We start from the raw sequence: 24,962 nt of genomic DNA on the forward strand, positions 1-24,962 counted from the left end.
CTTTTCTTCCGCTTTCTCCTGCTGTATAGTGTGGGTATGGAAAAAACAACGACAAACAGACCTATACAAATTAAAACCCTTCTTAAAGAAAACAAAGTTAAAGATTTTCAAATTAAATATGTTCTTGATGCAGTGTTTAAAAGGGGCATTTTGGATTTTGAGAAAATTACCACCATCCCCAAAGAAATAAGAAGTCTTCTAAAAGAAAACATCGTCCCTTTTTCCTTAACAACAGTTTCTCGTTTAAAAGGTCAGCAAACCGAAAAGGTTTTCTTTAAGACGGTAGATGGCAACCCAGTAGAAAGTGTTTTGATGAGATACCTTAAAAAAAGAGAATCACGATACTCTCTTTGTGTTTCGGTGCAATCAGGCTGTGCCATGGGATGCCAATTTTGTGCCACGGGAAAAATGGGGTTTATTAAAAATTTAACAGTGGACGAAATTGTAGATCAAATGCTGTATTTTAAAAACCTTGGAAAAGAAGTAGACACAATTTCTTTTATGGGTATGGGCGAGCCGTTTTTAAATTTGGAAAATGTTCTTAAATCAATTGATATTTTGACGGATCCCGATCTTGTGGGTTTAAGCCCTAAGCGTATTAATGTTAGTACGGTTGGAATAATTCCTGGAATAAAAGCCCTTACAAAAACTCACCCTAGGGTCAATTTGGCTTTTTCTTTGCACTCACCTTTAAATCCACAACGCCGAAGTTTAATGCCAGTCTCCAAAATTCATGCCATAGAAGATGTTTTTGTGGCTCTTGATGAACACATTTGGAAAACCCACAAAAAGGTTTTTATTTCTTATATTTTGTTAAATGGAGTTAACAATAGCGATCAACACGCCAAAACTTTGGTGCAGCTTATAAAAAATCGTGGCAAATACGCTTACCTTTATCATGTAAATTTAATTCGTTGCCACCAAACAGGCGGCTCTTTTGAGGCGCCAAGCCCGCAAAGCGTTGCTTCGTTTATGAATGTTTTGACTGTCAACGGAATTGCCTGTTCTTTGCGCAAATCTTTTGGAGAAGACATCGGCGCTGCCTGTGGGCAGTTAGGATTAGCTGCAAAGGCGTAATTTGTGATAAAATCAAGCTTGGCGGGAAGCAGGACCCTTACTCCCGAACTAAATTCGTGGAGAGGAAAGTCCAGACTGCATAAAAGCAAGGGACGGAGTGTAAGCTCCGAGTGGTAACACCTGGTGTTCCCATGCCGAAAGGTGTGGGGGACAAATTCTGAATTAACAGAATTTGAGAGCAACAGAGACGACCCTTCGACTAAGCTCAGGGCAGGTCCTCAAAAACCTACCTTTGAGTATGTTGGAGGTATGAAACGGGCAATCCCACCTGCAGCAATCCACGAAGATACCCTCAAAAGCCAGCTTTGGCAACATGGGTACAAAGATGGAGCGTAGATAGATTAGGGTCAATCCCGACCTAAAGTCGCGGACCAACAGAATCTGGCTTATTCGCTTCCCGCCAAATTTACCGTGTTAAAATCATCCCATGTCAAAGTACGAGGCAACCCTCTTTTTTTGTTTTGCAGTTTCTCTTTTATTTTTGTTTCTTCTTCCCCACCCCGACAATGATTTTGGTTGGCACTATAGATGTGGCAAAGATCTAATTGAACTTGGTAAAACTTGTTCCCAAAATAGATATTCTTACTTTCTACCTAACTATATTTGGTCTTACCCAAGTTTTATTTATGATGTATTAATCTTTGCGACATTTAATAGCTTTGGATTTTTAGGATTAAGTGTAATTGGTAACTTAGTTTTTACTTCTACGATTTTACTTTTATATTTTTCATCTAAAGCTCCTGCTTTCATCAAAATCTGCCTTTTATATGTGGGAATTTATTTATCTTGGAGTATTTTTTCTCTTGGGTTTAGATCGCAAATAGTAACACTTCTGCTTTACTCATTGTTTATCTTTGTTTTGACCAAACATCAAAAGAAAGCTTTGTATATTTTGCCTTTCCTATCACTTTTTTGGGCAAATACCCACGCGGGATTCTTTTTAGGGATAATATTAGTGGCGATTAAACTCCTTTCATCTCAAAAAAATCACTGGAGATATTGGTTTTTGGTTTCGTTGTTTTGTCTTATAGCAACATTTATTAACCCCTTTTCTTACAAGATTTATCTTGAGGTTCTAAATCACTTTACGACTAATCTTTCGGGACTTATTGCAGAATGGGTTCCGCCACTAGATTATCAAAGAGTACTTGTTGCAGTATCCTGGCTGATTCTAGTTCTTTTAAATACCTTCTTTAGGAAGAACACATTTAATGTGATTTTGATATCTTTCCTGGCTGTTTTTGCTGTAATGGCAAGAAGGAACTTGCCACTGTATTTTCTGACCATTCCAGTTTTGATATCAGAGATAGAATGGAGAGAATGGACAAGACATCCTTTTCCAGTCTTAGGTCTTGGGTTGTATATCTGTTTGTTTACTGTCCTGCTTGCACCAAAAGCAATTACAAAAATTACCAATTTCTCTCAAAACTACTGCGATGTTGGCTATGTTCATTATCCCTGTAAAGGGGTGGAATTCTTAAGAAACGCTACAGGAAATATTTTTAATACTTACGAATGGGGCGGATTTTTAATTTGGAAATTACCCAATTTAAAAGTATTTGTGGATGGAAGAATGCCAGCGTGGAAGGGGGAAAATAATGAGAGTCCTTATACCTCGTGGCTTAACATTTTGCAGGCGCAGGAAGGTTGGGATAAAAAACTTAAAGCATTAGATACAAAATATATTTTTATCTCCGAAGGAACATTCTTGGATCTAGAGTTAAAAGATAATCCCAGTAAGTTTGGCTATAAGGAGCAATTTCGTGAGGGCGGATCCGTTATCTACGGGGCTATTTGACCGTCTATTAAAATTTTCTTGCCATCTACTTCCACAAAAGATCCTTTAATTCTGGTGTCTTTAATTAAATCCCAATGAATGGCTGATTCGTTTCCGTTTGTGGGTGCCCCGCCCAGCTTTTCTTTATAAGACCTTCCAAGAGCCAAATGGACTGTACCGCCAATTTTTTCGTCAAAAAGCGTATTTTTCATCCCCCGTTTTATGTTGTAATTTGCTCCTATGGCAAATTCTCCAACTCTAAGCGCCCCTTCGTCAGTTTGTAAAATTTTGTGTAAATGCGCCTCACCTTTTTCTGCTTTTGCCTCTACAACTTTTCCCTTCTTAAATTCGAGATACACTCCCCCCATCTCGTGATTCAGGTATTCCGTTGGAAATTCAAAATAAACTTTCCCGTTAAGGGAATTTTTTATTGGCGCTAAAAACACTTCGCCATCGGGAATGTTTCTTTGCCCAAAGCAGGCGCATGACAACCTTTCTTTTGCCGAAAGGGTCAAATCTGTATTTTTCCCAACAACGCGAATTTTGTTGGCATCATCCAAAATCTTTTTTAGACCTAAAAGCTGTTTTTCCATTTTTTTATAATCTACAATGCAAGAGTCAAAGTAAAAGTCGGTTAAAAAATCCAGCGAAACCCCAGCTTGTTGTGCCATGGAATAGGAGGGAAACTCGGTTAAAACCCAGCGATCTGAATCCACAATTTCATCGGATAGGGGTCTTAAGAGTTTGGTTCTTGTTGTAATAATTTTAGGGTCAATTTGGCTTAATTCTTTGGAGTTATCCTCGGAAAAAATTCGGACATAGGCGTCCGCCCAATTTATTTTTGCTTTAATAACCTCTTTTGGAATGTAACTAAGTTGCCAGTTGTTTGCCAAACGGTAAAAGTTGTAGTTAAGTCCAGAAATGGAAGACTCGTCCATTAAGGGGTAAGCACCCACCTTTAATGCTTCTATAAACACGGCTTTAGCTAGCAAAAAAGCATGGGGGTTGGAAACAGTAATCAACACCTTTTCTTTGGGTTTAATCCTAAGCGAATGATTAACAATTATTTTTGCCAGCGCTTCCTCGCGACTTTGGTGTTTCATGGGGGTATTTTATCAGATTGGCAAAAAACTGTAGACTAAAAGACTATCTTTGTGTATTATTCACCCTATGTCAGAAGAACAAACACCCAAAGCCCCCCGTTCTGGTTCTAATTATTTAACCCCTATGGCAATTTTAATGGCGGGAATTTTAATTGCGGTTGCGGTAGTAGTAAAAGACAACTCGCAAATTTTGGGTCTAAAATCACCTGAACCCCAAACTACAGAGACAGCGGTTGCTCAAAATCCCGCGCCTTCCGCTCCAAAGCCACTTCCGGCATTATTTGCGGATGTAGATTTAGGTACAAGCGCAATTGAGGGGAATAAAGATGCGCCAGTAACCATGGTCGAAGTCTCCGATTACGAATGTCCTTATTGCAAAAGACACGCTCTTACAGGAGCCGGACCAGAAATTAAATCCAAATATATTGATACTGGTCAAATAAAGTTGGCTTTTATTAATTATCCCTTGTCTTTTCATGATCCAGCGGCAACCAAAGAAGCCGAAACAGCCGAATGCGTAAGAGCGCAGGGTGGGGATGCAGCATTTTTTAAATTCTATACCAAATTGTTTGAGACCTCTGCTGGAAATGGTGCGGGAATAGAGGATGTAAAACTTTACGATTTGGCAACCCAAGTTGGGGTTAATTCTACCGCTGTCAAATCGTGTGTAACTGCAGGTACTAAAAAGGAATCCGTTGCAGAGGATCTTGCCAAAATAAACACTATTGACCAAAATCTGCGTACTCAAGTTGCCGATCTGATAGCCAAAGGTGAAGTAGACTCTTCTTGGGCGGATCAGGTAGGAATTGGAACGCCAACATTTTTTGTAGGAAAATCATCTGATACTGGAACAATTAAAGGAGAGTGGATTTCTGGAGCCCAGCCAATTAGTGAGTTTGATAAGGTCATAGAAAAATATCTTTAGGTGAAGCTAGATATTAAGGCACCCTTTATTGTATTTTCCATTTTTATTGCTCTTGGAAGTTGGTTTGCCTATGCAAACCGCGGTTTTTTGTACTCTAAAATTCCCTCAATTACAATTTTTGGCAGACCTATTTATGTAAAAAGTTTAAATGTTTTAAACTTACCTTCTGGTGATTACAAAACTCCCTGCGTAGAAAAACCCTTTAAATACAATAATAATTTGGGAGAGATACAAAAAAACATTGGTTATCAAAATAACAAATTTGGTCTTTATATCTATGCCGAAGAAGATTATGTAATCTATGCTTCTGACTTGGTAAATTCCAATGGTGGGGATTGGGGGTATGTTTTAATTCCGATTAATGTTAAAGATTACGAATCTCAAAAATGGAATAAAATTTTTGCGCTTTTGGAAAAATATCACCTTATTCCAATTATGCAATTATGGGATTTAACTAAAAAAGAAGAGAAAGAGCAAATTTACCAATCAGCCTACTTTTTAAATTCCCTTAAATGGCCAATAAGACAGCGATTCGTAAGTGTTTATAACGAACCTAATGACGATAAATTTTGGCGGGATAGAGCAGATCCCGTTACTTACGCAGAAATTTTACGAGACACCATAAGAGTGTTTAAATCGGTAAACCCCAATTTTTTTATGCTTAATGGGGCATTTAATGCTTCGGCGCGTGGTGGGGATGGATACATGGACGAAGAAGCGTTTTTAATTGAAATGGACAAGACAGTTCAGGATATTTTTAAAATGCTTGATGGTTGGGCGTCTCATCCCTACCCCCAGCCAAACTTTACAGGAAGTCCCCAAGGGTGGGGGAGAGATAGTGTGCGGGCTTATGAGTGGGAGCTTGGGATTTTGGAGAAAAATTTTGGGGTCAAAAACCTGCCTATTTTTATTACCGAGGCCGGTTGGCCCCATCAAGAAGGCGAAGATGTAGATAAACGCTATCTTGATCAAGAAACTGTGGCAAATTATTATAAGACGGCTTTTGAAAATGTATGGCTACCGGACGATCGAATTGTTGCCGTAACACCGTTTACTATTAAATATCCTCCCCCCGACGATCACTTTTCGTGGCTTGATGCTGATGAAAAGCCTTATTTGCAGTATAAAGTTATTCAATCCCTGCCAAAAACAGCAGGTCTCCCGCCTTTTGTGATAGAAAGAGGGGAAGCCTGCGACTAAAGAAATGTTGATTTATCAGCCACCTTTTCTTCCACTTCGGAGGTGGAAGAAACTCAACAGGGAAGATACTAAAAATTGGATTTTGAAAATTGGAATTTCGCCTAATGCTTGTGGATGATTTGGTTTACCGAGGCTTCTTTAAATTGAGGATCGAACAAAAATCCATAGTTTTTGCCAGCTGGAGCGTTATCTACAAAATTCTTTTCCAACTTTAACTTTTTAACCTTAGTTTCAAAAAGCGGGCGAAGCTCTGATTTTTTAGGATCTCGTAGAAACTCTTTAAGATGGTCTTCGGAATCCCAAATGGCAATTTTGTCTCCGACTTTAAATCTCCCGGCGAAAACAAAAGCTCCGTAGATAATATCTCCCGATGGTAAATTAAAAATAGCTACAATTTCGGCTCGACCTTTAATCTTTTCCTCTTCTAGCTCCAACATGCCTTGGAGAGCGCCTGTTAACTCCTCGATTAATTCGTAAATTATATGGTAGGTTCTAACAATTGTTTTGCGGGATTTGGCAAAAAATTCCACATCCGAAAGATAGTCAACATTGAATCCCATAACAATGCCACCTGCGGAGCTTGCAAGCAGAATATCTCCCTGGGTAATGCTTCCCACCCCAGCATAAAGTAAATTTACCTGCGACTCGGTGTTTGTTAATTTAGCGATTGAATACTGTAGCGCTTCCAGGGTTCCTTGGGTATCTGCTTTTAACACCAAATTTAGTATCTTAATATTTTTATCCAGCTCTTTTTTTTGAGAAATTTCAACAGACTCGGAGTTGGTTTTTTGGTGGGATAAGATGGAGCCTACTTGGGGTACAGATTTAAATCCCAAGATTTCCACTGGGGTTGCAGGACCTGCCTCTTTTACTGGCTTTCCGTTAAAACCGATTAGAGCCTTAACTTTGCATTCGGTATCAAAGGAAAAAATGGTATCCCCAACAGAAAGAGTCCCCTTTTTAACAATTACCGAAGCTAGCGGTCCCCGTCTTTTATCCAAAAGAGATTCAATTACAACCCCCTCAAAATCATTTTGGCTAAGATCCTCGACCTTTTCCATTTCCCAGGTTAATACGATTGTTTCAAGAAGATCCGTAATACCTTTGTTCTCTTTTGCCGAAAGAGGCACCGCTACAGTATCCCCCCCATATCCTTCTAGCAACAGCTCTTTTTCGGCCAAATCTTTCTTAATTTTTTCCAGAGAGACACCGGGCAAGTCCGTTTTTGTAAGAGCGACAATTATAGGAACTTGCGAAGCTTTAGCGTGTAAAATTGCCTCAATTGTTTGGGGCTTTACTCCCTCGTTTGTTGCCACAACTAAAATTATAATGTCAGCAACCTTGCCACCGCGAGCTCGCATTTGGGTAAACGCCTCGTGTCCTGGGGTATCAATAAAGGTTAAAAGATTATCTTTGTAGGTTACTTGGTAGGCGCTAACATGTTGTGTGATTCCTCCAAACTCCTTTTTTGCCACATTTGTTTTGCGGATAGCGTCCAGCAGGGTTGTTTTACCATGGTCAACATGCCCCATAATTGTGATCACAGGCGGTCTTTTTTGCATTTTTCTTAAGGGAATTACTCCTTAGCTTTCGGTTTAGTTTTAATAGACTTCTTTTTTAGGGGTTTTTTCTTAGCAGGTTTTGCTTTTTTTGCGATTTTCTTTTTTGCAACTTTTTTTTCTTTAGTTTTTTCTTTAGGCGCAACCTCCTCTTTTTTATGGGCTCCTTTTATATCTATTTTCCACCCTGTAAGTTTTGCTGCCAATCTAACATTTTGACCATCGCGACCAATAGCAAGCGAGAGCTGGTCCTCTCCAACTTCAATTGTGGCAGTTTTAGTTTCTATATCAAGAAGGACATCTTTAACTTTGGCGGGGGCTAAACTTGCGGCTACAAACCTTTCTTTATTAGAAGAAAAGGGAATAACATCTATCTTTTCGTCTCCTATTTCGGCAATTACATTGGTAACTCGAACACCTTTTTGTCCTACGCAAGAACCAACAGGGTCGATTTTTTCGGAATTTGATGATACTGCCATTTTTGTTCTTGACCCAGCTTCCCGGGCTATTGCCTCTATCTTTACGGTATTGGATGGAATCTCTGGCACCTCTAGCGCAAAAAGCTCCGAGATAAATTTGGGATCGGATCGGGAGAGAATAATCTCCTCGCCTTTTGGTCCCTCGGATATTTCTTTGACTAAAACTTTTAGCCTTTGATTAATATAGTAGCGCTCCTGCGGAATTTGCTCCATTTGTGGCAATACACCTTGAGCCTTACCTAAGTCAATAATAGAAGTGCCTCTTTCCATCCTAAAAATATGACCTGCTACAATGGATCCAATTTTTTTACGATACTCTTCCATAACAGCATCTTTTTCTTCCTCTCTAATTTTTTGCAATATTACCTGTTTTGCGGTTTGCGCTGCAATTCTCCCAAATCCTGGGGGAGTTATATCTTGGAGTGTGTTGTCCTCTAACATTTTATAAATTCTGGTTTCGCCACTTTCTCTATCTACTTCGGTAGTTAAATCAATACTGGCTGTCTCGGGAAAATCTTTTTTATAGGCCGCAATTACCGCTATTTTTATGGCATCCAAAACAGAATCGGGAGAGATTCCCCTCTCGGAGCAAACTTGGTTTAAGGCCGATGAAAATTCGGTTATTGGCATAGATTAAATCCTTAAAATTTACTTAAATACAGCGGTAGTCTAACAAAATATATCCCCACGCGCAAGAACCACAAAAGTATAGATACCCGTCCATATATCATCTTGCCAGAGGTGCAGTATTTTGATAAATTAGGCAGATGAAATTTAGCTCAATTGTAACTCCAATTGTGGCAATTGCCCTTTTTGTTGGGATATTCCTGCTGCTTCAAGCAAATCGTCCTAAACTTCCATCATCCGATAAGGTAATCTTGTATTTTGGAAACACTTGTCCCCATTGTAGGGATGTGGAAGAATATATTACCGAGAATAAAATAAAAGAAAAGGTAGATATAGAGGAAAAAGAGGTTTACCAAGATAAAATCAACTCTGCCGAATTGGCTTTAGTCGCGTTATCTTGTAACATTGCAAGTGACCAAATCTTTGTGCCGTTTATGTACGCAGAGGGGAAATGTCTGGTTGGGGTGGAGGAAATAAAACAACTGCTAAATAGTAAGGCGGGATTAGTAAATTAACCTATTAGTTTAAAATTAGAAATTTTTGTTATGACGTTTAAACCGTTATCGACTCTTCTCACAGTAATCACTTTACTAGCAACAATCAAATCCTCCGCTCTTGCTGTTTGTCCTGTTTGCACGGTAGCGGTTGGAGCAGGGGTCGGGCTGTCCCGCTATTTTGGAGTTGATGATTTAATCTCGGGAGTTTGGGTTGGAGCATTAATTGTCTCTATGTCTCTGTGGGTTGTAGAGGCGCTTGCCAAAAGAAAAATCCGATACAAATTCCTTCCAATGGTTGTTTTTTTGATAACATTTGCGTTTACCGTTTTTCCTTTACAGTACACTGGGATTGTCGGTCACCCAGACAACAAATTGTTTGGTGTTGACAAATTGTTGCTTGGGATATTTCTTGGAGCGATTTTATTTTTGGGCGGAGTGTTGCTAGATAAGATTTTGCGCAAAATTAATCAAAACAAAATTTTCTTTTATTATCAAAAAGTAATTGTCCCAGTAACTCTTTTACTTATTGCAAGTGTTGTCATATACTTGGTCACACATGGATAAAGAAATTCAATCCTTTTTAGATAAAATTAAAAAATTAGAAAAAAGCGAAAAACTAGACCTATCCTCGGGCGAAGATTTGTCTATTGGGATAATGAATTTAATTAGTTTAGAGGAACATTTGTTTTTTTCATGGGGAAAAACAAAAGCCAAAAAATATCTTGAAATTTTAAATGATGTCAGAAGCATGCGAAAGGATCTTTTAAAAAGAATTATCAAGGATTATGAAGGCGAAGTTTGGTGCATGAGTAAGCATTTGTTGGCGGCAAGTATGCGACTCATCGAGGTGGGGACAAAAATGTTGTCCAAAGGAGGTGAAAAAGAAGCCGAAGAAATGTTTAAAAAAGCTTACGATCTATACTCTCTTTTTTGGGGTCTAAATTTAAATTTAGTAGACACAAAAAACCTTAAAGCGGATGATGAAAAAAAGCTCAATTTTCTTTCTGAAAATATAAATGAAAATTATGTTAAAAAAGTAAGTATTTTTGATAAATTAGGCGCTATCGTTAAAAGCGCGGTAGATTGCTGTAAAGAGTAATTCCTCAAAAAATATCTATTGACTCTTGGTATTTTTGGTTCTTAAATTTAATCATTGAGAATGGATTAATTTTGAGTCTCAAATATTGTTTGAGGAGGTGAGTAATTGTGGCTGCAAAGAAAAAGAAAACAAAGAAAGCAAAGAAGGGCAAAAAGTAACCACTTTCCAAAAATGCCCCCTAAGGAAAGCGGTGCATGTTTAAAATGTCGCCGCTTTCTTTTTTTGTGGATATGATTTAGACTTAACTCCAATTAATAGGAGTTAAATTTTTTTCTATGTTTAAAATTATGTTTCCCATGAGAACCGTAATGTCTCGTCTTTTTATTATTGGCTTAATCCTTCTGACTTTCTATTTTTTTCCTTGGAAGAATATTAATTGGGGTCGTGTAACCTTTAATGCTCAACAAAGCATTGCGGTAACAGGAACCTCCGAATTAAAAGTTTCCAATCAAACCGCTTCTTTTTCTGCGGGAGTTACTGCCTACAATGACAATAAAGAAATTGCTATTAAAGGGGTTAACGACAAAATTGCCAGCATTATAGGCGCTGTAAAATCTTTTGGAGTTTTGGAAGAAGATATTAAAACCCAAAGTTTAAGCATTTATCAAAATTCCGATTATGTTTATGAAGGCGATCGCCAAAAGCAAAAACCAGGGCAATGGAATGTAAGTAACACCATCGAAATTAATTTGAAAGATATTTCCAAAGCCTCCGATTTGGCAACACTTTTAGCCTCAACTGGGGCAACCAATGTTTATGGTCCCAATTTTTCGTTGGATGACAAGAAAACTAGAGATACCGAAAAGACACTGCTTAGTGAAGCAATTGCGGATGCAAGGAGTAAAGCGGAAATAATTGCTAAATCTGCAGGTAAAACGCTGGGTGGAATTGTCACAGTCTCCGAAAGCGGTTCTTACTCTCCCTCTCCGCTTTATAGAATGGATAGTGGTATAGGTGGTGGTGGGGGAGCGCCAGTAGAACCCGGATCGTCTACCATCCAAAAAACAGTTTATGTAACCTTTGAGCTTAAATAAGGCTTCGCATGAAAAGGATAGCAATCTTAACTGGAGAAGCAGGTCAAGGTCACTTGTCAGCCGCCCGAGCGTGGAGTTCGTGGGCAAAAGATTGGGGGTTTAAATGTACCATTGTTGATGTTCTCCCTCGTGTAAATGAAGTCTATAAAATAACAAGCAAGTCTCCTAAAAGCTACGAATCCTTGTTTAAAATTTTAAAACAGCCGGTACTTTCGAGAATCATGGTAGAGGGAATGATGTTGGAGGTAAAAAGAAAGCTTCGCCGTCAAGAGGTACATTTAGACGATTTTGATATTGTGATCTCTACCCACCCACTAATTCATCCAAAATGTCGTGGCAAAAAAATTTTATTGCTACTTGATCCTGTTGTTCATACTTCATATCTAGTAAAACCGTTTTTAGATTATTATGTTGCCTATTGGAAACAAGCTTATGATAGAGCAATAAATTTTGGAATGTCCAAAGATAAAGTGGTTTTTTTGGGATCGTTAGCCCGCGAAAGTTTTTACAAAAATATTAAAGTAGCTAAAGACCCTCACCAGATCTTAGTTATTGCTGGAGGAGAGTGGATAGAAAAATCAAAAAAATATTTAGACACAATAAGAGATGTTTTTGGCGGGACTAAATACCGTTTTGTTTTTGTTTGTGGAAAGAACCAAGAATTTTTGGAAAAATATAAGCAAAAATACGCGGATTGTAGCAATATGGAGTTTATTGGATGGGCAGGGGAGCAGGAGATGGCAAAGCTTATGAAGGAATCTTTGTATAGTTTAACCTTCTCCATTGGATCACAGGTTACTTGTGAGCTTGGGTTATCGCAGACTTTTGTGTTTATCGCGGGTTACATTCCCGGTCAGGAGGATGAATATAAAAATATTATTAGCGAGAAAGGAGTGGGAATTTTACTGCACGGAAAAGCTCAAGAGAAAATAATGGAATTAAAGCACATTTTAACAACTTCAAAAGTCAACGAAGAAAATCTTAAAGAATGGAAAGAGGAACTTGTAAAAGCCCCAGAAAATATTAGAAAATTTCTTCAGAACATCTAATGCCAAGACCCATTCTAATCGCAGGAATTATATTTTTATTGGTTTGCAAGATGACTAAAGAATCCTGCGCTCAAGAAGGGAACATTTCTTACGGAGTTAATTTTAGCTCTAAATACGCCCAAAACGATTTAAATTTAAATTGGAGGGAAACTTATCTTAAAATTCTTGATGATTTAGAGGTTAAAAAATTAAGGTTAATGGCGTATTGGGACGAAATAGAAAAGGAAGAGGGAGTTTACGATTTTTCCGATCTGGATTTCCAAATTACCGAAGCGCAAAAAAGAGGCGTGGAGGTAATCTTGGTTTTAGGAAGAAAGGTTCCCCGCTGGCCCGAGTGTCACGACCCAGCGTTTCTTAGTTCCAAAACCAGCGAGGATGTTAAAGACCAACTGCTAAATTTGCTTACGGAGGAAGTAAACCACTTTAAAAGTTTCTCAAATATCACAACTTACCAAGTAGAAAACGAGCCGTTTTTTCCCTTTGGCAAATGTTCAAGATTAATTGCAAATCCGATCTTCGTTAAAAAAGAAATAGATCTAGTAAAAAAACTCGATCCCTCTCGTTCCGTTTTAATTCAAGACAGTGGAGAAATTGGAATCTGGCCAATAACAGCAAGACTTGGAGATATCTTAGGAATTTCTCTGTATCGGCATGTAGTCTTCACACTTCCAATTCTAAATAAGGGTTTTTATGTGACCTACCCGTTCTCCCCAAGTTGGTATTTGGCCAAAGCCAAATTTTTTAGAATTAATCCCAATGATATTATTATCACCGAGTTACAGGGAGAGCCTTGGGGAACCAAGCCGGCTTTGCAAATGTCTCCGGAAGAAATTAATAAAACCATGAGTCCGGATAAATTTGTGGAAATTGTCAAGTACGCCCAAGATTCTAAAATAACCACCCAGTATTTTTGGGGCGTGGAATGGTGGTATAGGGAATATCTAAACGGCAATCCCTTTTACTGGATCACTGCAAAGCAACTTTTTAAGACAAGTAGTCTCTAAGTTTATTAATTTTTAATTACGAATTATGTTGAAAGTTAGAGATACTTTGGTAAGTGGTAAAATTGGTATTTCCTTAAATTTTAATAAATCTTTATCGTTGGTAATAAAAACATCAAACTCTCCAATAACAGCAGATGCCAAATGAATTGAATCGGGAGTAGAAAATCCATACTCTGCCCTAATACTACCTGCCTTTAGTGCAACTTCTTTAGTTAGATCAATAATCCGCAAAAACAATGGTGAGCAGTCTAGCGAACTATAAATCGCTAAAATCTCCTTGTTCTTTGTTTTAAATATTGGAGGTGTTATTTCGGAAAACAAAATTGCCGAACACCCAATTACAGCATTCTCCTGTTCCGCAACATTAAAAATTGTTGTGGTGTAAGGAGAAAATTCTTTATTGTTTTCGAAGTGGTAAATAAAGATACTCGAATCTAGGTAGAGGTTTTTACCTTTTATTCCAGGTTTTTCTTTCATTCTTTAGATAGTTTGCGCCACCGCCAACAGCTTTATAGATATTTTTAGCAATACCGGAGGTTTGTTTTGCCCAAGACTTTTTAGCAGGGTACATTCGCACTTCGTTATCTTCTAAGGAAACTAAGACACAATCGCCAGCCACAACCCCCAGAGCTTCCCTAATTGGGGTTGTAATAGTGACTTGATTTTGAGAGGAGAGCTTTAAAGATTCTGTGATCATCCTTTAATTTAACCACCATCATTTACTTTTGTCAAAGTGGTTTAGATATTTTAGAATGCAATCAAGATAAATAGTCTCTAAGTTTGCGACTGCGGGAGGGGTGGCGAAGCTTGCGTAGAGCCTTTGCCTCAATTTGCCTAATTCTTTCGCGGGTTACTCCAAATTCTTTTCCTACTTCTTCTAAGGTTCTAGGTCTATTATCCACTAAACCAAAACGAAGCTCCAAAACTTTTTGTTCGCGAGGCGATAGGGTAGATAGAACATCACCAATATGACCTTTAAGAAGTTCATAACTTGCAATTTCATCTGGCGCTTTGCTGGCATCGTCAGGGATAAATTCCTTTAACCTACTGTCCTCCTCTTTTCCGACGGGAGTTTCGATAGATGTTGGCTCTTGGGAGATTTTTACAATTTCGCGAGCTTTTTCGCCTTCTATTCCCATGGCTTTACCTACCTCCTCTGGGGAAGGCTCTCTCTCGTACTCTTGCTCCAGTTCTCTTTTGGTTTTTTTATATTTATTAATGGTCTCAATCATGTGGACCGGAATTCTAATGGTACGGGCTAAATCGGCAATTGCTCTTGTAATTGCCTGTCTGATCCACCAAGTAGCGTAAGTAGAGAATTTAAAACCTCGTCTCCAGTCAAACTTATCCACAGCCCGCATTAATCCCAAGTTACCCTCTTGAATTAAATCCAAAAACGGCAAGCCCCGCCCAATGTATTTTTTGGCAATAGAAACAACCAACCGCAAGTTGCAACGGATTAGCTCTTGTTTTGCTATGGCAATCTCACTTAATCTTTCTTCTTTTTGTAACTTCTCTTTCAACTTTATCACCCCATTCATTTGTTTAGTATCCAACCCCATTATTTTGGCAATAATTCTTTTATCGGTTCTTTCGCCTTTATCTTTAAGAGAATCAAAAATTTTTAGGTATTTTCCCACCTCGCATTTTTGTGCGTAGTCTACTTCTTGCGCTGCTGTTAAAAGCTTAACTTTACCAATTTCTCGCAAATACATTCTTACAGGATCGCTGGTGATGGAAGTGTCTAAAAAGGAAGTTATTTCTATCTTTTCCAACTCTTCTTTGCGTTTTTCTTCTTCGGCTTCTGTGGCGGTATCAAAAACATTTACTCCAGATTCAATAAAAATTGTGTAGAGCTCGTCTAACACCTCTATTTTTTCTTCAGCCTCGGGAAATGCCTTTAATACCTCATCTTGAGTTATATATCCTCTTCTTTTTCCAAGAATTGTAAGCTCCTTTAGTTTTGGGTTTTCTTTAAGCTGCATATTTTTTGCGAGTAATCGTGAGAGAGTGTTTTAATCTCCTCTAGGTTTCCTTTAACTTCTGCCTCTTTAATTTTACCACTGATTACAGAAAGTTCTCTTTTTATGCGCTCCTGCTTAGTCTTTTCCAAAGCGCTGTTTAACACTTTTTGCAAACGGTCGCTATCTTCCAAAATGTTTTCAATTTCCAAAAGATATAAATTTAAAACCAAATCTCGCGATGCTGGCTGTATTGTACTGATAAATTTGCGAATATCAAGGGGGCGTTTTCTTGTTGCCAAATAATCTTTTAAAACTGTAAAAATCTCTTTTAATGTTTCGTTATGCTCAAAATCCGCAATACCTAACTTATAGAGATATTTGTTGGCAGTATCTGTTGGGCACTTCAATAGCACCGCAATTATAAATTCCTGTGGCGAAAGCTTTGACATGGCTGGCTTTTCTTCAATAAATTCACGACTCCCCCCCAATTTTTCTTGATTTTCGACATCTTTTAACAAATCCCAGATAGAATTCAAAGAAGTATCTAAAAGCGTCGCCAATTTTTTGGCGTAATGCTCCTTCTCGATGGGGTTTTTAATTTTGTATAGTTGCTTTGCCACAAATATCCCGGCTTTTTTTTTGGCAACAGCGTCGGTTAAGTTGTAAGTTTGTTGGGCCTGGTCAAGATAAAAATCGTAGATAGAAACGGCATTTTTTATGGCCTCAAAAAACACTTTTTTGTCTTTTCTTACAGCTTCGTCGGGGTCTTTAAATTCTGCAGGCAGCACACCAATTTTTACATTTAAATCCTGGTTTTGGGCAAGCTCTATTCCCCTTACAGCTGCCGACTTTCCCGCAAAATCTGTGTCAAAAAAAAGAATTACAGTATCGCTAAGATTTTTTATTAAAGAGATTTGGTTTTGGGTTAAGCTGGTTCCTTTAGAGGCTACAATATTAGAAACCCCCGCTTGAAAAGGCGAAATCATATCAAACTCGCCTTCGACTACAATCGCAACGCCGGTCTTTTTTATGGCGTCTTTGGCCAAATTTAGTCCAAACAAGAAAGCTTCTTTCTTGAAAATTTCGGTTTCGGCGGTGTTAATATATTTTGGCTCTTCGTTAAAGATCGTCCTTCCGGCAAAGCCAATCACTCTTCCCCTTATATCTTTTAGCGGAAACATTATTCTTCCTCGAAACATATCAAAAAACCCACCGCCCCCTTGTCTTGGTTTAACAAGCCCTCCTGCCACCAAGTCTGGCAAAAAATAACCTTTCTTGAGTAAAAAGTTTCCTAAACTATTCCAAGATTTTGGAGCGTAACCGATTTGAAATGTTTTAATGGTGGAATCTTTAATTCCCCGATCTTTTAAGTAATCGCGGGCGGTTTTTCCAAATTTGTGCTTGGTTAATATATAGTTATAGAATTCTGATGCCAGTAAGTTGGCTTCAAAAATTTTGGTTTTGCGGGTTTTTTCTTGAGGGTTTTGGCCCGATCTTATCAATTTTATCCTAGCCTTTTCAGCAAGGATTTCTAGAGCGTCGACAAATTCTACATGTTCGAATTCTTTAACAAATTCAAAAATGTCACCGGCTTTTTGACAACCAAAACACTTAAAAATGTTAAGTTCGGGGCTTACAATAAAAGAGGGGGTTTTTTCGCTATGAAAAGGACAACTGGCTTTATAGTGGCGACCAGCTTTAGTAAGCTTGATGTAAGAGCCTACAACAGAAACAATATCCAGCTTATTTTTTATTTCCTCAATTTGATTTTCCCCCACACCCGTATTTTACCATTAAACCCGTGTTTAAGTGTGCCAGTTGATTTTTAATCTAAAATGGAACATAATACTGGCAAGAAGTCGGTATATGTGCTTAGAGCCATGACCGGCTTTTTGTTTTATCTGAGTATTAAAAAATTGGAATTATCTTTGTGGACCTTTCTATTTATAAAACGCAATTTCTTTCTTTCCACATTGTTAATTTTCTCCTTTGACTTTTTATATTCCAGACGGTATTTAAGCCTAATAGACGATCCCAATAAATCAGCTAGTTCGATTTCTGGATCTAGGTTCCTCTTGTTCACAAAAGATAAACAGGTAATTTTTTCCCAATAACCCCTTCCTGTAAGATTACATTCTTTTATTCCCTGGGCTTGGTAAGTGTTGTGTACCTTTGCTAAATATGTATCTTGAAAACAATCAGATTCGGTAATTATTTTTCCTTTTTCGTTCCTCTGCAAACTGCATACATACATTTTTATTAGAGATAGATAGGATTTATGAACTATCGTTTTATCTAACCAATTAGCTTTTTGTGAATTTGCCTTATCGACCAAAGTAAATAGGTATGAGATATTTGAATTATTCAGAATAGCAAGAATATCACACCAGAATTTAACTTCTATTCCTTTGTCCCTTAAGACACTAAATACATTTCGTTTTCTAGATATCTCACTATAGTGAAGTACAATCTCAGAATCCTTAAAATACCTGGCTTTTATTTTTTGCAACTTACTAAAAAGCTTTGGTTTAAATTTTTCATTAATTACAACTCCCATTAAAGCAAATTCCTTTGAAGGATGGTTGTAGGAAGCCTTTCCAGATTCATCAATAGATAATATTTTGTATGTTGCCATTTTTCTTAACCAGTATCGGTTTTGGTTATTTTTACAGTCTTCATAAATTCTATAATTGTTGGGTCTACAATAATATCTCGAATCAAAACTTCTCTTTTTAGATACAATCTCTCAAGACTTTCGCAACGACTTAAGGCAACATAGGTTTGACCGTGTGCAAACGCACCAGAACCCATATCTACAGCTACTGTTTCGTAGGTTTGACCTTGAGATTTGTGTATTGTTATTGCCCAAGCTAATTTAAGTGGAAACTGTGTAAAGGAACTTACAACTTCTTCCTCAACTTTACGAGTACCTTGATTGTAAAAATACTTTATCTTGCTCCATGTTTCTTGCGGTACAGAATATGGAATATTATCTACTTTAACCCTAATCTCATCTTCCGTTAAAGATTCAACAAAACCTACTGTTCCGTTTGCCCATCTTTTTTGTTTATCGTTTTTTAAAAACATAACTTGTGCACCTTTTTTTAACTGCAAAAGTTCCTCTGTGGGATATACGGAACGCTCTAAATCACCACTTATTCTTGCCTTATACTCAGAAGCATTCCCTTTAAGTTTAGCTAATTTATAACTATTTATTTCTCTGGATGTGTTATTGGTTGTGGTTAAAGTAATAACCCCATCCTCTGGAATAGCCGTATTAGCCCTTTTGTTTAACATATTTAGAGTATTGTCATTTACAGAACCGGTTCTAATTTCATTCAGTAGCAATTTAAAAATTTCGTCTTTTTGCCTAAAAATAGTTGTTAATTCGTATATATTTAAGGGAGTATTTTCCCAAACATTCGCATTAAAAAAGTAAAATCCGCCAAAATTGTCGGCAAAATATTTATGCAACTCTCTATCTTCTACAACAGGCGGTAGCTGATATAAATCCCCAAACATAATTATTTGAACCCCACCAAAAGGCAAGTTACTTCCTCTTGCAGTCTTGAGGATATGATCAACCGCATCCATTAAATCCACCCTAACCATGGATATTTCGTCAATTACAACGGCATCAATATTTTTAAGTAAAAGGGTGGTTTTGCCGTCTGGTTTTAATTTAGATGTTGTTACAAAAGCAGGTGGGATTTTAAATAACGAGTGTATAGTTTGACCACCTACATTTAAAGCTGCTACTCCAGTTGGTGCACATACCACAACTTTTTTGGTAGTCTTTTGTCTAAAATATTCCAATAAAGCCGATTTTCCAGTTCCCGCTTTTCCTGTTATAAAAGCATTTTCGTTAGTATTTTCTATAATATCAAAAATAGCCTTTTGCTCTTCACTTAATGTAAGGTCACTAATATCAACTCTTTTTACATTTATTCTTGTGTTTGAGATAGAAGTATATTTTGTTTTTAGATCAGCTAAAGTAGACTCGCTCGGTTTTTTATTATGGTATTTGGTGTGTAACCAATAAACCACATAAGCAATTACTAACAGTATTATTAGCTCCATATTTGTTATTGGTATAAATCCCCATTCTAACTTTTCAATTTATTTTCTCTATCTTCTATCTCTTTACCTTTTTTCAATAAATACGAAAATAATGGGAGAAATAATACCCTTTCCACTAAAGGATCGAATACTATGCGACAGGTTAAAACACCAATAACAAATAGTAAAATTGCCAGTTTCCAACTATAAATAAACAGAGCAATTGTTGAAATAAGAAACAAAATAAAGAAAAGGTTTAGAATGCTTTCAATAAGAATAGAGGTGTACATTAACGGCTTTTCTCCAATACCTAACTTGCCGACCCGCCCATGAATTGAGGTAAATCCCCAAAGTATTAAATAAAGAAAAGAGATTAAATAAATTATCATAGAAAGTACATAAAACTTAAATTCTTACTTGATGTTGCAAAATTTTCACAGCACTTTCGATTGTTCCAGATTAAACCCGAAAGTGCAAGGGTCAGATTGTGTTGATTTATAATCCCAAATTTTTCCACCTCTAAAGCAGAAGAAACTTCATTACAGGAAAACTGCCCCTCTAGCTAAAACAACTTAAGTTGTGTAGAGCTTAAAATATACAAATACGATACTTGCAAATAAATTAATGATGATTAGTACCAATATTGCGTGTATTAGAAAAGAGACTAGTTTGGTTTGAAATGCTGTGCCACCCAATTGACCTTCGTAAGGCATGCTGGTTTCTCGTATTTTATTCGTATAGAGTTTTCCTTTATTATCTGCGATAAGAAAATAAGCGTACCGCTCAATTAAGGAAAGTAAAACTATCAACATACTTGTTACTGCAACAACAAAAAATGAGGTTTTTTCTGTGCAGTCGTTAAATTTCAAGTTTGTAGATAACAAAAACAAACCCGAGCTAAGTGCTGTATAGATTGTTAATGCAGTTGCCGAAAAGGCAAGTCTACTTTTGTCAGCCTCTTCTACCAACTCGTTAAATTCCTTTGCTACTTGAGTTAAATCAGACATTTTGACTAGAATTAAGGGTGAAAATTTGCTAAACCAACAGCTAGGGCAAATTTAAGAAAAACTTTGTCTTCTGAACACTGTTTTAAAATATATTTCTTCGCCAATTTTCGGTTAAGCATGCTAACAACTATCGAAGCCACAAAAAGAAAAGGTGAAATCGTCCAGTTGATGAAAATAAAAACGATCATCCCAACGAAACCTATTACAGAAATGTTTTGAATCCACTTTAGTTGGGTACTGTATTTTCTCTCCATCTGATTAAGATAGAGCAATAACTTACTATCATCTATGATCAAATTAATGTTACCAGAAGCAACACTCTCTCTGATTTTTTCCACTTCTCCGAAGTCCATCTCATGATATTTTGGATTTTTTATTTCAGGAAGGTTACTCATATTATCTCTTTGGTTTAAATGGTTACATTAAAATATTGCCAATAGTTTCCCACGGTTGATAACATTATACCTCAATGTAACCAACCAATAATTCCACCTGAGTTTGCATTATAATCCTAACGCCCGATATAAAATGCAGATTCATTTTTTCTCTTTTTTTGTCTCGATTTTTAGACGCTCGAGACCGTATTTTTCAAATTCCTCGTAAAACGAATCTACGCAATCTGATAACTTAAAAAACCATTCTTTTTGGCTAAATTTAGCTAATTCTTGTGGAGAGTAGCTTTTTCTAAATTTAAGTTCGCCTAATCTTTCGGCTAGCTCGTCCCAAAGAGTTTCCTCGTCGTATTCATCGTGCCTTATGTGAACATCTGTGATTTCCTCAAAAAGACTTGTTGGATAGTACATATCACCATCTGTTTCTTCATGATCCATATATTTTTCCAATCCAAAAAGAGGGGCTTTGGAAAATACATAATTTTCTATGTCTTCGTAGTCTTTAATATGCTTTTTATCTCTATAAGCATTGGCCACCCAATTACCTAAATAAACAGCTTTTAATAAAGCCACAAATTGCTTTTTAGTAAATATGATTGTTTGCTCTTTGCTTGTTTGCTTACTCATTACGAATGATTTTATCATAAAGACATTAGAAAAATGGGGTGAGACCCAAATTTGGGTCTCACCCCTTTTCGTACCTTTTCGTACTTTCACATTAGGGTTTAACCCAACTTCGGAGGTTGGGTTTTGATATGCACCTCCTTTAGTAGAGCACCAAAATTCTTCCACTTCGGAAGTGGAAGTTGGTGGAAGTTGTGATTCTAATCAAATGATGGGTGTTACATTGATAAGTTTAGGTTATAATACAGGCTAGAAGCATTGCCGGGTGGTGTAGTGGTAGCATGTTGCGCTCTGAACGCAAAGATCCTAGGTTCGAATCCTAGCCCGGCAGCCAGTAAAGAGAAGAAAACCACCGAGGGGTAGCACTTTCCGCGCCCGCCTCCGCAGAAAGCGCGTCAAATCCGCCTTTTTTGAAACTTGCGGACAGCCGCCGATCCTTTAAAAAGAAGTTCGAGCCGACAGTTTTTGCCATGATTGATAAATCATGGCAACTATTTTTTGCGCGCGCGATTTTGTGCGCTGAAAGCGCACTATTTACGAATTCTTGAAAAGGTTCGAGCCACTCAACGCCGTTTTGCGAAATTTCCTTAATTTTAGAGTTAAGAAGCGATTTTGTCTCGACCAATTCATTCTTTTTCTTTTGATAATCTTCCGGAGAAATAACTTTGTCTAAATATCCTTCGAGCAATCGGTCTGTTTTTTCTTCTGTTTCTTTAAGTTGCAGCTGATAAGTTGAAACAATCCCTGTTGATTTTTCTTTTTCATTGTTTGCGTCTTTTTCCGCCCATTCAAGAAACTTTTTAGCGGCGTGCGGCGGCAGAGAAGCTTGCAAAACAATTTCTTTTAACTGCATTTCAATTTTTTCCTTATCAATATATTTTTGCGAGCAATTACCCATTTTTTTGGAACAACGGTAGTAAATATATTCAACCGTTCTATTTGTTCGCTTGTAATACTTGATATGTTTTTCAGCGGTAATTGCGCCGCCGCATTCGCCGCACTTGGCTAAACCCAGAAAATCAAATAGATGTTTATTGTTTTTAACTTTGCGACTTTTCAGCTTGACTACTTCCTGGCATTTATCAAAAAGTTTCTTGCTGATTAAAGGCGGGTGTTTTCCTTCATATAGTTCGCCGCAAAATTTCATCACTCCATAATAAAACGGATCGGTCAAAATTCTTTTGATTTTATCCAGATGAAGTTCATGGCCACTTTTGTTGTAAATTTTGTTTTGGTTGAAAAATTTGCGAATGTCCGCATATCCGTAACCGCCGGTGGCAAAAAGCTGAAAAGCTTTTTGCACATACTTGGCTCTTTTTTCATCAACCTCAATTTTCTTGTTAATATTTAGATAACCAAACTGCGCTTGATTGGGCCACTCACCGCGACGAAGTTTTTGTCTGTTGCCTCGCTTTACATTCTCGGAAAGATTATCAACATAATACTTAGACTGATTAAAAGCCATGCCTAACATAAACTTGCCTTGTGGGGTATTTTCAAACCAAAAGCTGGGAAATTTTAGATCAAGCAATTTTCCGGTATCCAGTAAATAGATAATCTTTCCGCCATCAACAGAATTTCTGGCCAAACGGTCAGGGTGCCAAGAGAGAATACCGGCGGCTTCGCCGTTTTCTATTTTTTCCAAAACCTCCGCAAATTTTTCTCTCCCCGGTTCTTTAGCGGTTTTACTCTCGGTAATAAAAGAAATGATCTTTAATCCTTCTTTCGCGGCGTGTTCTTCTAGTTCTGCAACTTGCGCCTCAATGGACAGAATTTGTCTATCCGGTTCATCTGTAGATTTTCTGCAATAAGCAATATATTTGATCATATTTTTTTATCTTATCTCCTAAAAGTTCTTTAAGCGAACGATAGTGAGTAGTCCCGCCACTGCGGGACAATTTTTGCGTTTTTTCTTTCTTCTTTTTCCGGCGGCTGTCCGCAAGTTTCAAAAAAGGCGGATTTGACGCGCTTTCTGCGGAGGCGGGCGCGGAAAGCGCTACCCCTCGGTGGTTTTCTTCTCTTTACTGGCTGGCCGTTTACAAAAAATGTCGAACTTCATTTGATTAGCTCGCCGCTTCGCGGCTCGCTTGCTCCAGCGCGGCGCCTTTATACTGAGCTTGTCGAATGTGCCCACCCGCCGCGCCTCCGAAACTGTCGGCTCGAACAATCCCGATGAAATCGGGATCAAAAGAAAAAACGCAAAAAATTTTAAAGAACTTTCTATCATTTCAATGATGTATTATAAGTCTCTATGGACTAATAGTACAACAGTAGATAAAATAAAACAAGTAGATTTAACCAATACAAATATGACTTCTATAACTAAAGCAATACTTACATTTACGGTTTTAATTATTCTGTTCTTCGTATATGCGTATGGTGTCTTTTTTCAAATTCCCATATTTAATGGATACCCACTAACTTTACAGCATGTCTTTGAACCAATATTTTATGTCTTTATATTTGCAATTGGTAACTACTATATCTATAAATCTGTTTATTTTCGTAAAATACGAAGCGATAAAAATAATGATAAACAAAGTATCGTTGTTCCGACTTTTCTTCTTCTACTATTTTTAGGTATTGGTTTTGGTGTTCATACGACTGCTCAATTAATTGAGGATTTCCTTGGACACCAAAACGAAAGCCTTTTATATCAAATTGTATTCTTTCTCGACGAAGGACCTGGGCATTGGCTCGTTTCTATACCACTTCTTCTGCTTTATTTCTTTCTTCTTAAAATTGAGCTAAATCGGGAAAAGAACAAAGTTAACAATATAGACAAATTCTTTATTATTTTTTGTTCTTTAATAATTGGACTCGGGCTTGGGATATCCGGTTTTGAAGGAAATTTTAACGGCTTTGCCCAGCATTTTTTAATGACACCTATAATTATTGGTATCCTCTATAAAATATACAGGTATAGAGAAAATAAACTTTTCAAATTTTGGATATATCCTTTTACTACTTTTTTAGTTTTAACATTTAGTATTTATTTAATATTTACTTTGGTATTTGGTTTGTCATTGGGATTTACAATTAATCCCGATGCAGACTTGAGATGGATAATTAAACTGCCGTTTTGATGGCTAAATATTATGTTGATAACGAAAAGTAAAAACATTTCAAAAATATTTGGGAAAAACTTAAAAAAACTTAGAGTGGAAAAACAAATGTCTCAAGGTGATATTGCACGAGCTTTAGGTGTGCATCGCTCTTATATCAGTGGTCTGGAAAGAGGAGTTAGAAATCCTACACTAATCAATATTGAACGCATAGCTAGGGCAATGGGTGCTGAAATAAGAAAATTATTAGAGTAAAGGCTCGGCGGAGCCGAGCAAAATTCGCGCGCGCAAAAAATAGCGGAGGCGCGGCGGGTGGGGGCGCCACGCTGGAGCAAGCGAGCCACGAAGCGGCGAGCTAGCACATTGAAGTTCGACATTTTTTGTAAACGGTCAGCCAGTAAGAAGAAGAAAGCCGCGAAGA

At 37.4% G+C, this 24,962-nt stretch carries 26 protein-coding genes and 1 tRNA gene; 13 read left to right on the plus strand and 14 right to left on the minus strand.

Features of this window, described 5'->3' with window-relative positions; all coding sequences use genetic code 11:
* The first annotated feature begins 36 nt into the window (after positions 1-36).
* Together KKF75_00650 and KKF75_00655 are read left to right on the plus strand one after the other, a co-directional pair.
* The gene (locus KKF75_00650; protein ID MBU4380716.1) at positions 37-1,077 is read left to right on the plus strand and encodes a radical SAM protein; all 1,041 of its coding nucleotides are present in this window, start codon (positions 37-39) and stop codon (positions 1,075-1,077) included.
* 427 nt (positions 1,078-1,504) lie between these two features.
* A complete protein-coding gene (locus KKF75_00655; protein ID MBU4380717.1) occupies positions 1,505-2,875 on the plus strand; it encodes a hypothetical protein in 1,371 nt (456 codons plus the stop codon).
* Here the strand turns inward: KKF75_00655 and KKF75_00660 are convergent.
* On the minus strand, positions 2,860-3,957 hold the full coding sequence (locus KKF75_00660) for an aminopeptidase (protein MBU4380718.1): 1,098 nt from the start codon (positions 3,955-3,957) through the stop codon (positions 2,860-2,862). The two genes, KKF75_00655 and KKF75_00660, sit on opposite strands and share 16 nt — an antisense overlap.
* 67 nt (positions 3,958-4,024) lie before the next feature.
* Here KKF75_00660 and KKF75_00665 point away from each other — a divergent pair, with 67 nt between their 5' ends.
* Together KKF75_00665 and KKF75_00670 are read left to right on the plus strand one after the other, a co-directional pair.
* Complete coding sequence (locus tag KKF75_00665; GenBank protein ID MBU4380719.1) at positions 4,025-4,882, plus strand: DsbA family protein; 858 nt, start codon at positions 4,025-4,027, stop codon at positions 4,880-4,882.
* Positions 4,883-6,082 (plus strand): hypothetical protein, encoded by a 1,200-nt coding sequence (locus KKF75_00670; protein MBU4380720.1) that lies wholly within the window; start codon positions 4,883-4,885, stop codon positions 6,080-6,082.
* 101 nt (positions 6,083-6,183) lie between these two features.
* On the opposite strand, the gene infB is transcribed toward KKF75_00670, so the two are convergent.
* A complete protein-coding gene (gene infB / locus KKF75_00675; protein ID MBU4380721.1) occupies positions 6,184-7,644 on the minus strand; it encodes a translation initiation factor IF-2 in 1,461 nt (486 codons plus the stop codon).
* Between the two features lie 14 nt (positions 7,645-7,658).
* Entirely contained in the window at positions 7,659-8,750 is a 1,092-nt protein-coding gene (gene nusA, locus KKF75_00680) for a transcription termination factor NusA (GenBank protein ID MBU4380722.1), read from the minus strand.
* 137 nt (positions 8,751-8,887) lie between these two features.
* Between nusA and KKF75_00685 the strand changes: the two genes are divergently transcribed.
* From KKF75_00685 to KKF75_00710, 6 genes are all read left to right on the plus strand, one after another.
* Positions 8,888-9,262 (plus strand): hypothetical protein, encoded by a 375-nt coding sequence (locus tag KKF75_00685; protein MBU4380723.1) that lies wholly within the window; start codon positions 8,888-8,890, stop codon positions 9,260-9,262.
* Between the two features lie 30 nt (positions 9,263-9,292).
* Entirely contained in the window at positions 9,293-9,808 is a 516-nt protein-coding gene (locus KKF75_00690) for a hypothetical protein (protein ID MBU4380724.1), read from the plus strand.
* Entirely contained in the window at positions 9,801-10,343 is a 543-nt protein-coding gene (locus tag KKF75_00695; GenBank protein ID MBU4380725.1) for a hypothetical protein, read from the plus strand. Before KKF75_00690 ends, KKF75_00695 begins: the two co-directional genes overlap by 8 nt.
* 275 nt (positions 10,344-10,618) lie before the next feature.
* Positions 10,619-11,377 (plus strand): SIMPL domain-containing protein, encoded by a 759-nt coding sequence (locus tag KKF75_00700; GenBank protein ID MBU4380726.1) that lies wholly within the window; start codon positions 10,619-10,621, stop codon positions 11,375-11,377.
* Between the two features lie 8 nt (positions 11,378-11,385).
* The gene (locus tag KKF75_00705) at positions 11,386-12,426 is read left to right on the plus strand and encodes a hypothetical protein (GenBank protein MBU4380727.1); all 1,041 of its coding nucleotides are present in this window, start codon (positions 11,386-11,388) and stop codon (positions 12,424-12,426) included.
* Positions 12,427-12,476: 50 nt separating this feature from the next.
* Positions 12,477-13,430, plus strand: coding sequence for a hypothetical protein (locus KKF75_00710; protein MBU4380728.1), 954 nt, complete (start codon positions 12,477-12,479; stop codon positions 13,428-13,430).
* Positions 13,431-13,442: 12 nt separating this feature from the next.
* Here KKF75_00710 and KKF75_00715 read toward each other — a convergent pair whose 3' ends face one another.
* From KKF75_00715 to KKF75_00760, 10 genes are all read right to left on the minus strand, one after another.
* Complete coding sequence (locus KKF75_00715) at positions 13,443-13,907, minus strand: type II toxin-antitoxin system VapC family toxin (protein MBU4380729.1); 465 nt, start codon at positions 13,905-13,907, stop codon at positions 13,443-13,445.
* Positions 13,879-14,127, minus strand: coding sequence for an AbrB/MazE/SpoVT family DNA-binding domain-containing protein (locus KKF75_00720; GenBank protein MBU4380730.1), 249 nt, complete (start codon positions 14,125-14,127; stop codon positions 13,879-13,881). Before KKF75_00720 ends, KKF75_00715 begins: the two co-directional genes overlap by 29 nt.
* Before the next feature lie 61 nt (positions 14,128-14,188).
* Positions 14,189-15,415 (minus strand): RNA polymerase sigma factor RpoD, encoded by a 1,227-nt coding sequence (gene rpoD, locus KKF75_00725; protein ID MBU4380731.1) that lies wholly within the window; start codon positions 15,413-15,415, stop codon positions 14,189-14,191.
* Positions 15,388-17,172, minus strand: a complete 1,785-nt coding sequence (dnaG, locus tag KKF75_00730) for a DNA primase (protein ID MBU4380732.1) — start codon at positions 17,170-17,172, stop codon at positions 15,388-15,390. Before dnaG ends, rpoD begins: the two co-directional genes overlap by 28 nt.
* A 119-nt stretch (positions 17,173-17,291) precedes the next feature.
* Positions 17,292-18,029 (minus strand): hypothetical protein, encoded by a 738-nt coding sequence (locus tag KKF75_00735; GenBank protein MBU4380733.1) that lies wholly within the window; start codon positions 18,027-18,029, stop codon positions 17,292-17,294.
* Between the two features lie 5 nt (positions 18,030-18,034).
* The gene (locus tag KKF75_00740; protein ID MBU4380734.1) at positions 18,035-19,474 is read right to left on the minus strand and encodes an AAA family ATPase; all 1,440 of its coding nucleotides are present in this window, start codon (positions 19,472-19,474) and stop codon (positions 18,035-18,037) included.
* Positions 19,475-19,500: 26 nt separating this feature from the next.
* Positions 19,501-19,842, minus strand: a complete 342-nt coding sequence (locus tag KKF75_00745; protein MBU4380735.1) for a hypothetical protein — start codon at positions 19,840-19,842, stop codon at positions 19,501-19,503.
* A gap of 183 nt (positions 19,843-20,025) precedes the next feature.
* Positions 20,026-20,460, minus strand: a complete 435-nt coding sequence (locus KKF75_00750; GenBank protein MBU4380736.1) for a hypothetical protein — start codon at positions 20,458-20,460, stop codon at positions 20,026-20,028.
* Between the two features lie 11 nt (positions 20,461-20,471).
* Positions 20,472-20,855: a hypothetical protein gene (locus KKF75_00755; GenBank protein MBU4380737.1), complete on the minus strand. Its 384-nt coding sequence runs from the start codon at positions 20,853-20,855 to the stop codon at positions 20,472-20,474.
* 141 nt (positions 20,856-20,996) lie between these two features.
* Positions 20,997-21,497: a hypothetical protein gene (locus KKF75_00760; GenBank protein MBU4380738.1), complete on the minus strand. Its 501-nt coding sequence runs from the start codon at positions 21,495-21,497 to the stop codon at positions 20,997-20,999.
* A gap of 238 nt (positions 21,498-21,735) precedes the next feature.
* Here KKF75_00760 and KKF75_00765 point away from each other — a divergent pair.
* Positions 21,736-21,810: transfer RNA gene (locus KKF75_00765), tRNA-Gln, on the plus strand.
* Here the strand turns inward: KKF75_00765 and KKF75_00770 are convergent.
* The gene (locus KKF75_00770) at positions 21,796-23,304 is read right to left on the minus strand and encodes a recombinase family protein (GenBank protein ID MBU4380739.1); all 1,509 of its coding nucleotides are present in this window, start codon (positions 23,302-23,304) and stop codon (positions 21,796-21,798) included. The genes KKF75_00765 and KKF75_00770 overlap by 15 nt on opposite strands.
* Positions 23,305-23,602: 298 nt before the next feature.
* On the opposite strand from KKF75_00770, the gene KKF75_00775 reads away from it, so the two are divergent.
* Positions 23,603-24,562: a hypothetical protein gene (locus tag KKF75_00775; protein MBU4380740.1), complete on the plus strand. Its 960-nt coding sequence runs from the start codon at positions 23,603-23,605 to the stop codon at positions 24,560-24,562.
* Between the two features lie 12 nt (positions 24,563-24,574).
* Positions 24,575-24,796, plus strand: a complete 222-nt coding sequence (locus KKF75_00780) for a helix-turn-helix transcriptional regulator (protein MBU4380741.1) — start codon at positions 24,575-24,577, stop codon at positions 24,794-24,796.
* Positions 24,797-24,962: the final 166 nt, after the last annotated feature.

The sequence above is a fragment of the Patescibacteria group bacterium genome, from assembly GCA_018896215.1.
In the GTDB taxonomy this organism is placed as follows: Bacteria; Patescibacteriota; WWE3; order 0-14-0-20-40-13; family 0-14-0-20-40-13; genus JAHINB01.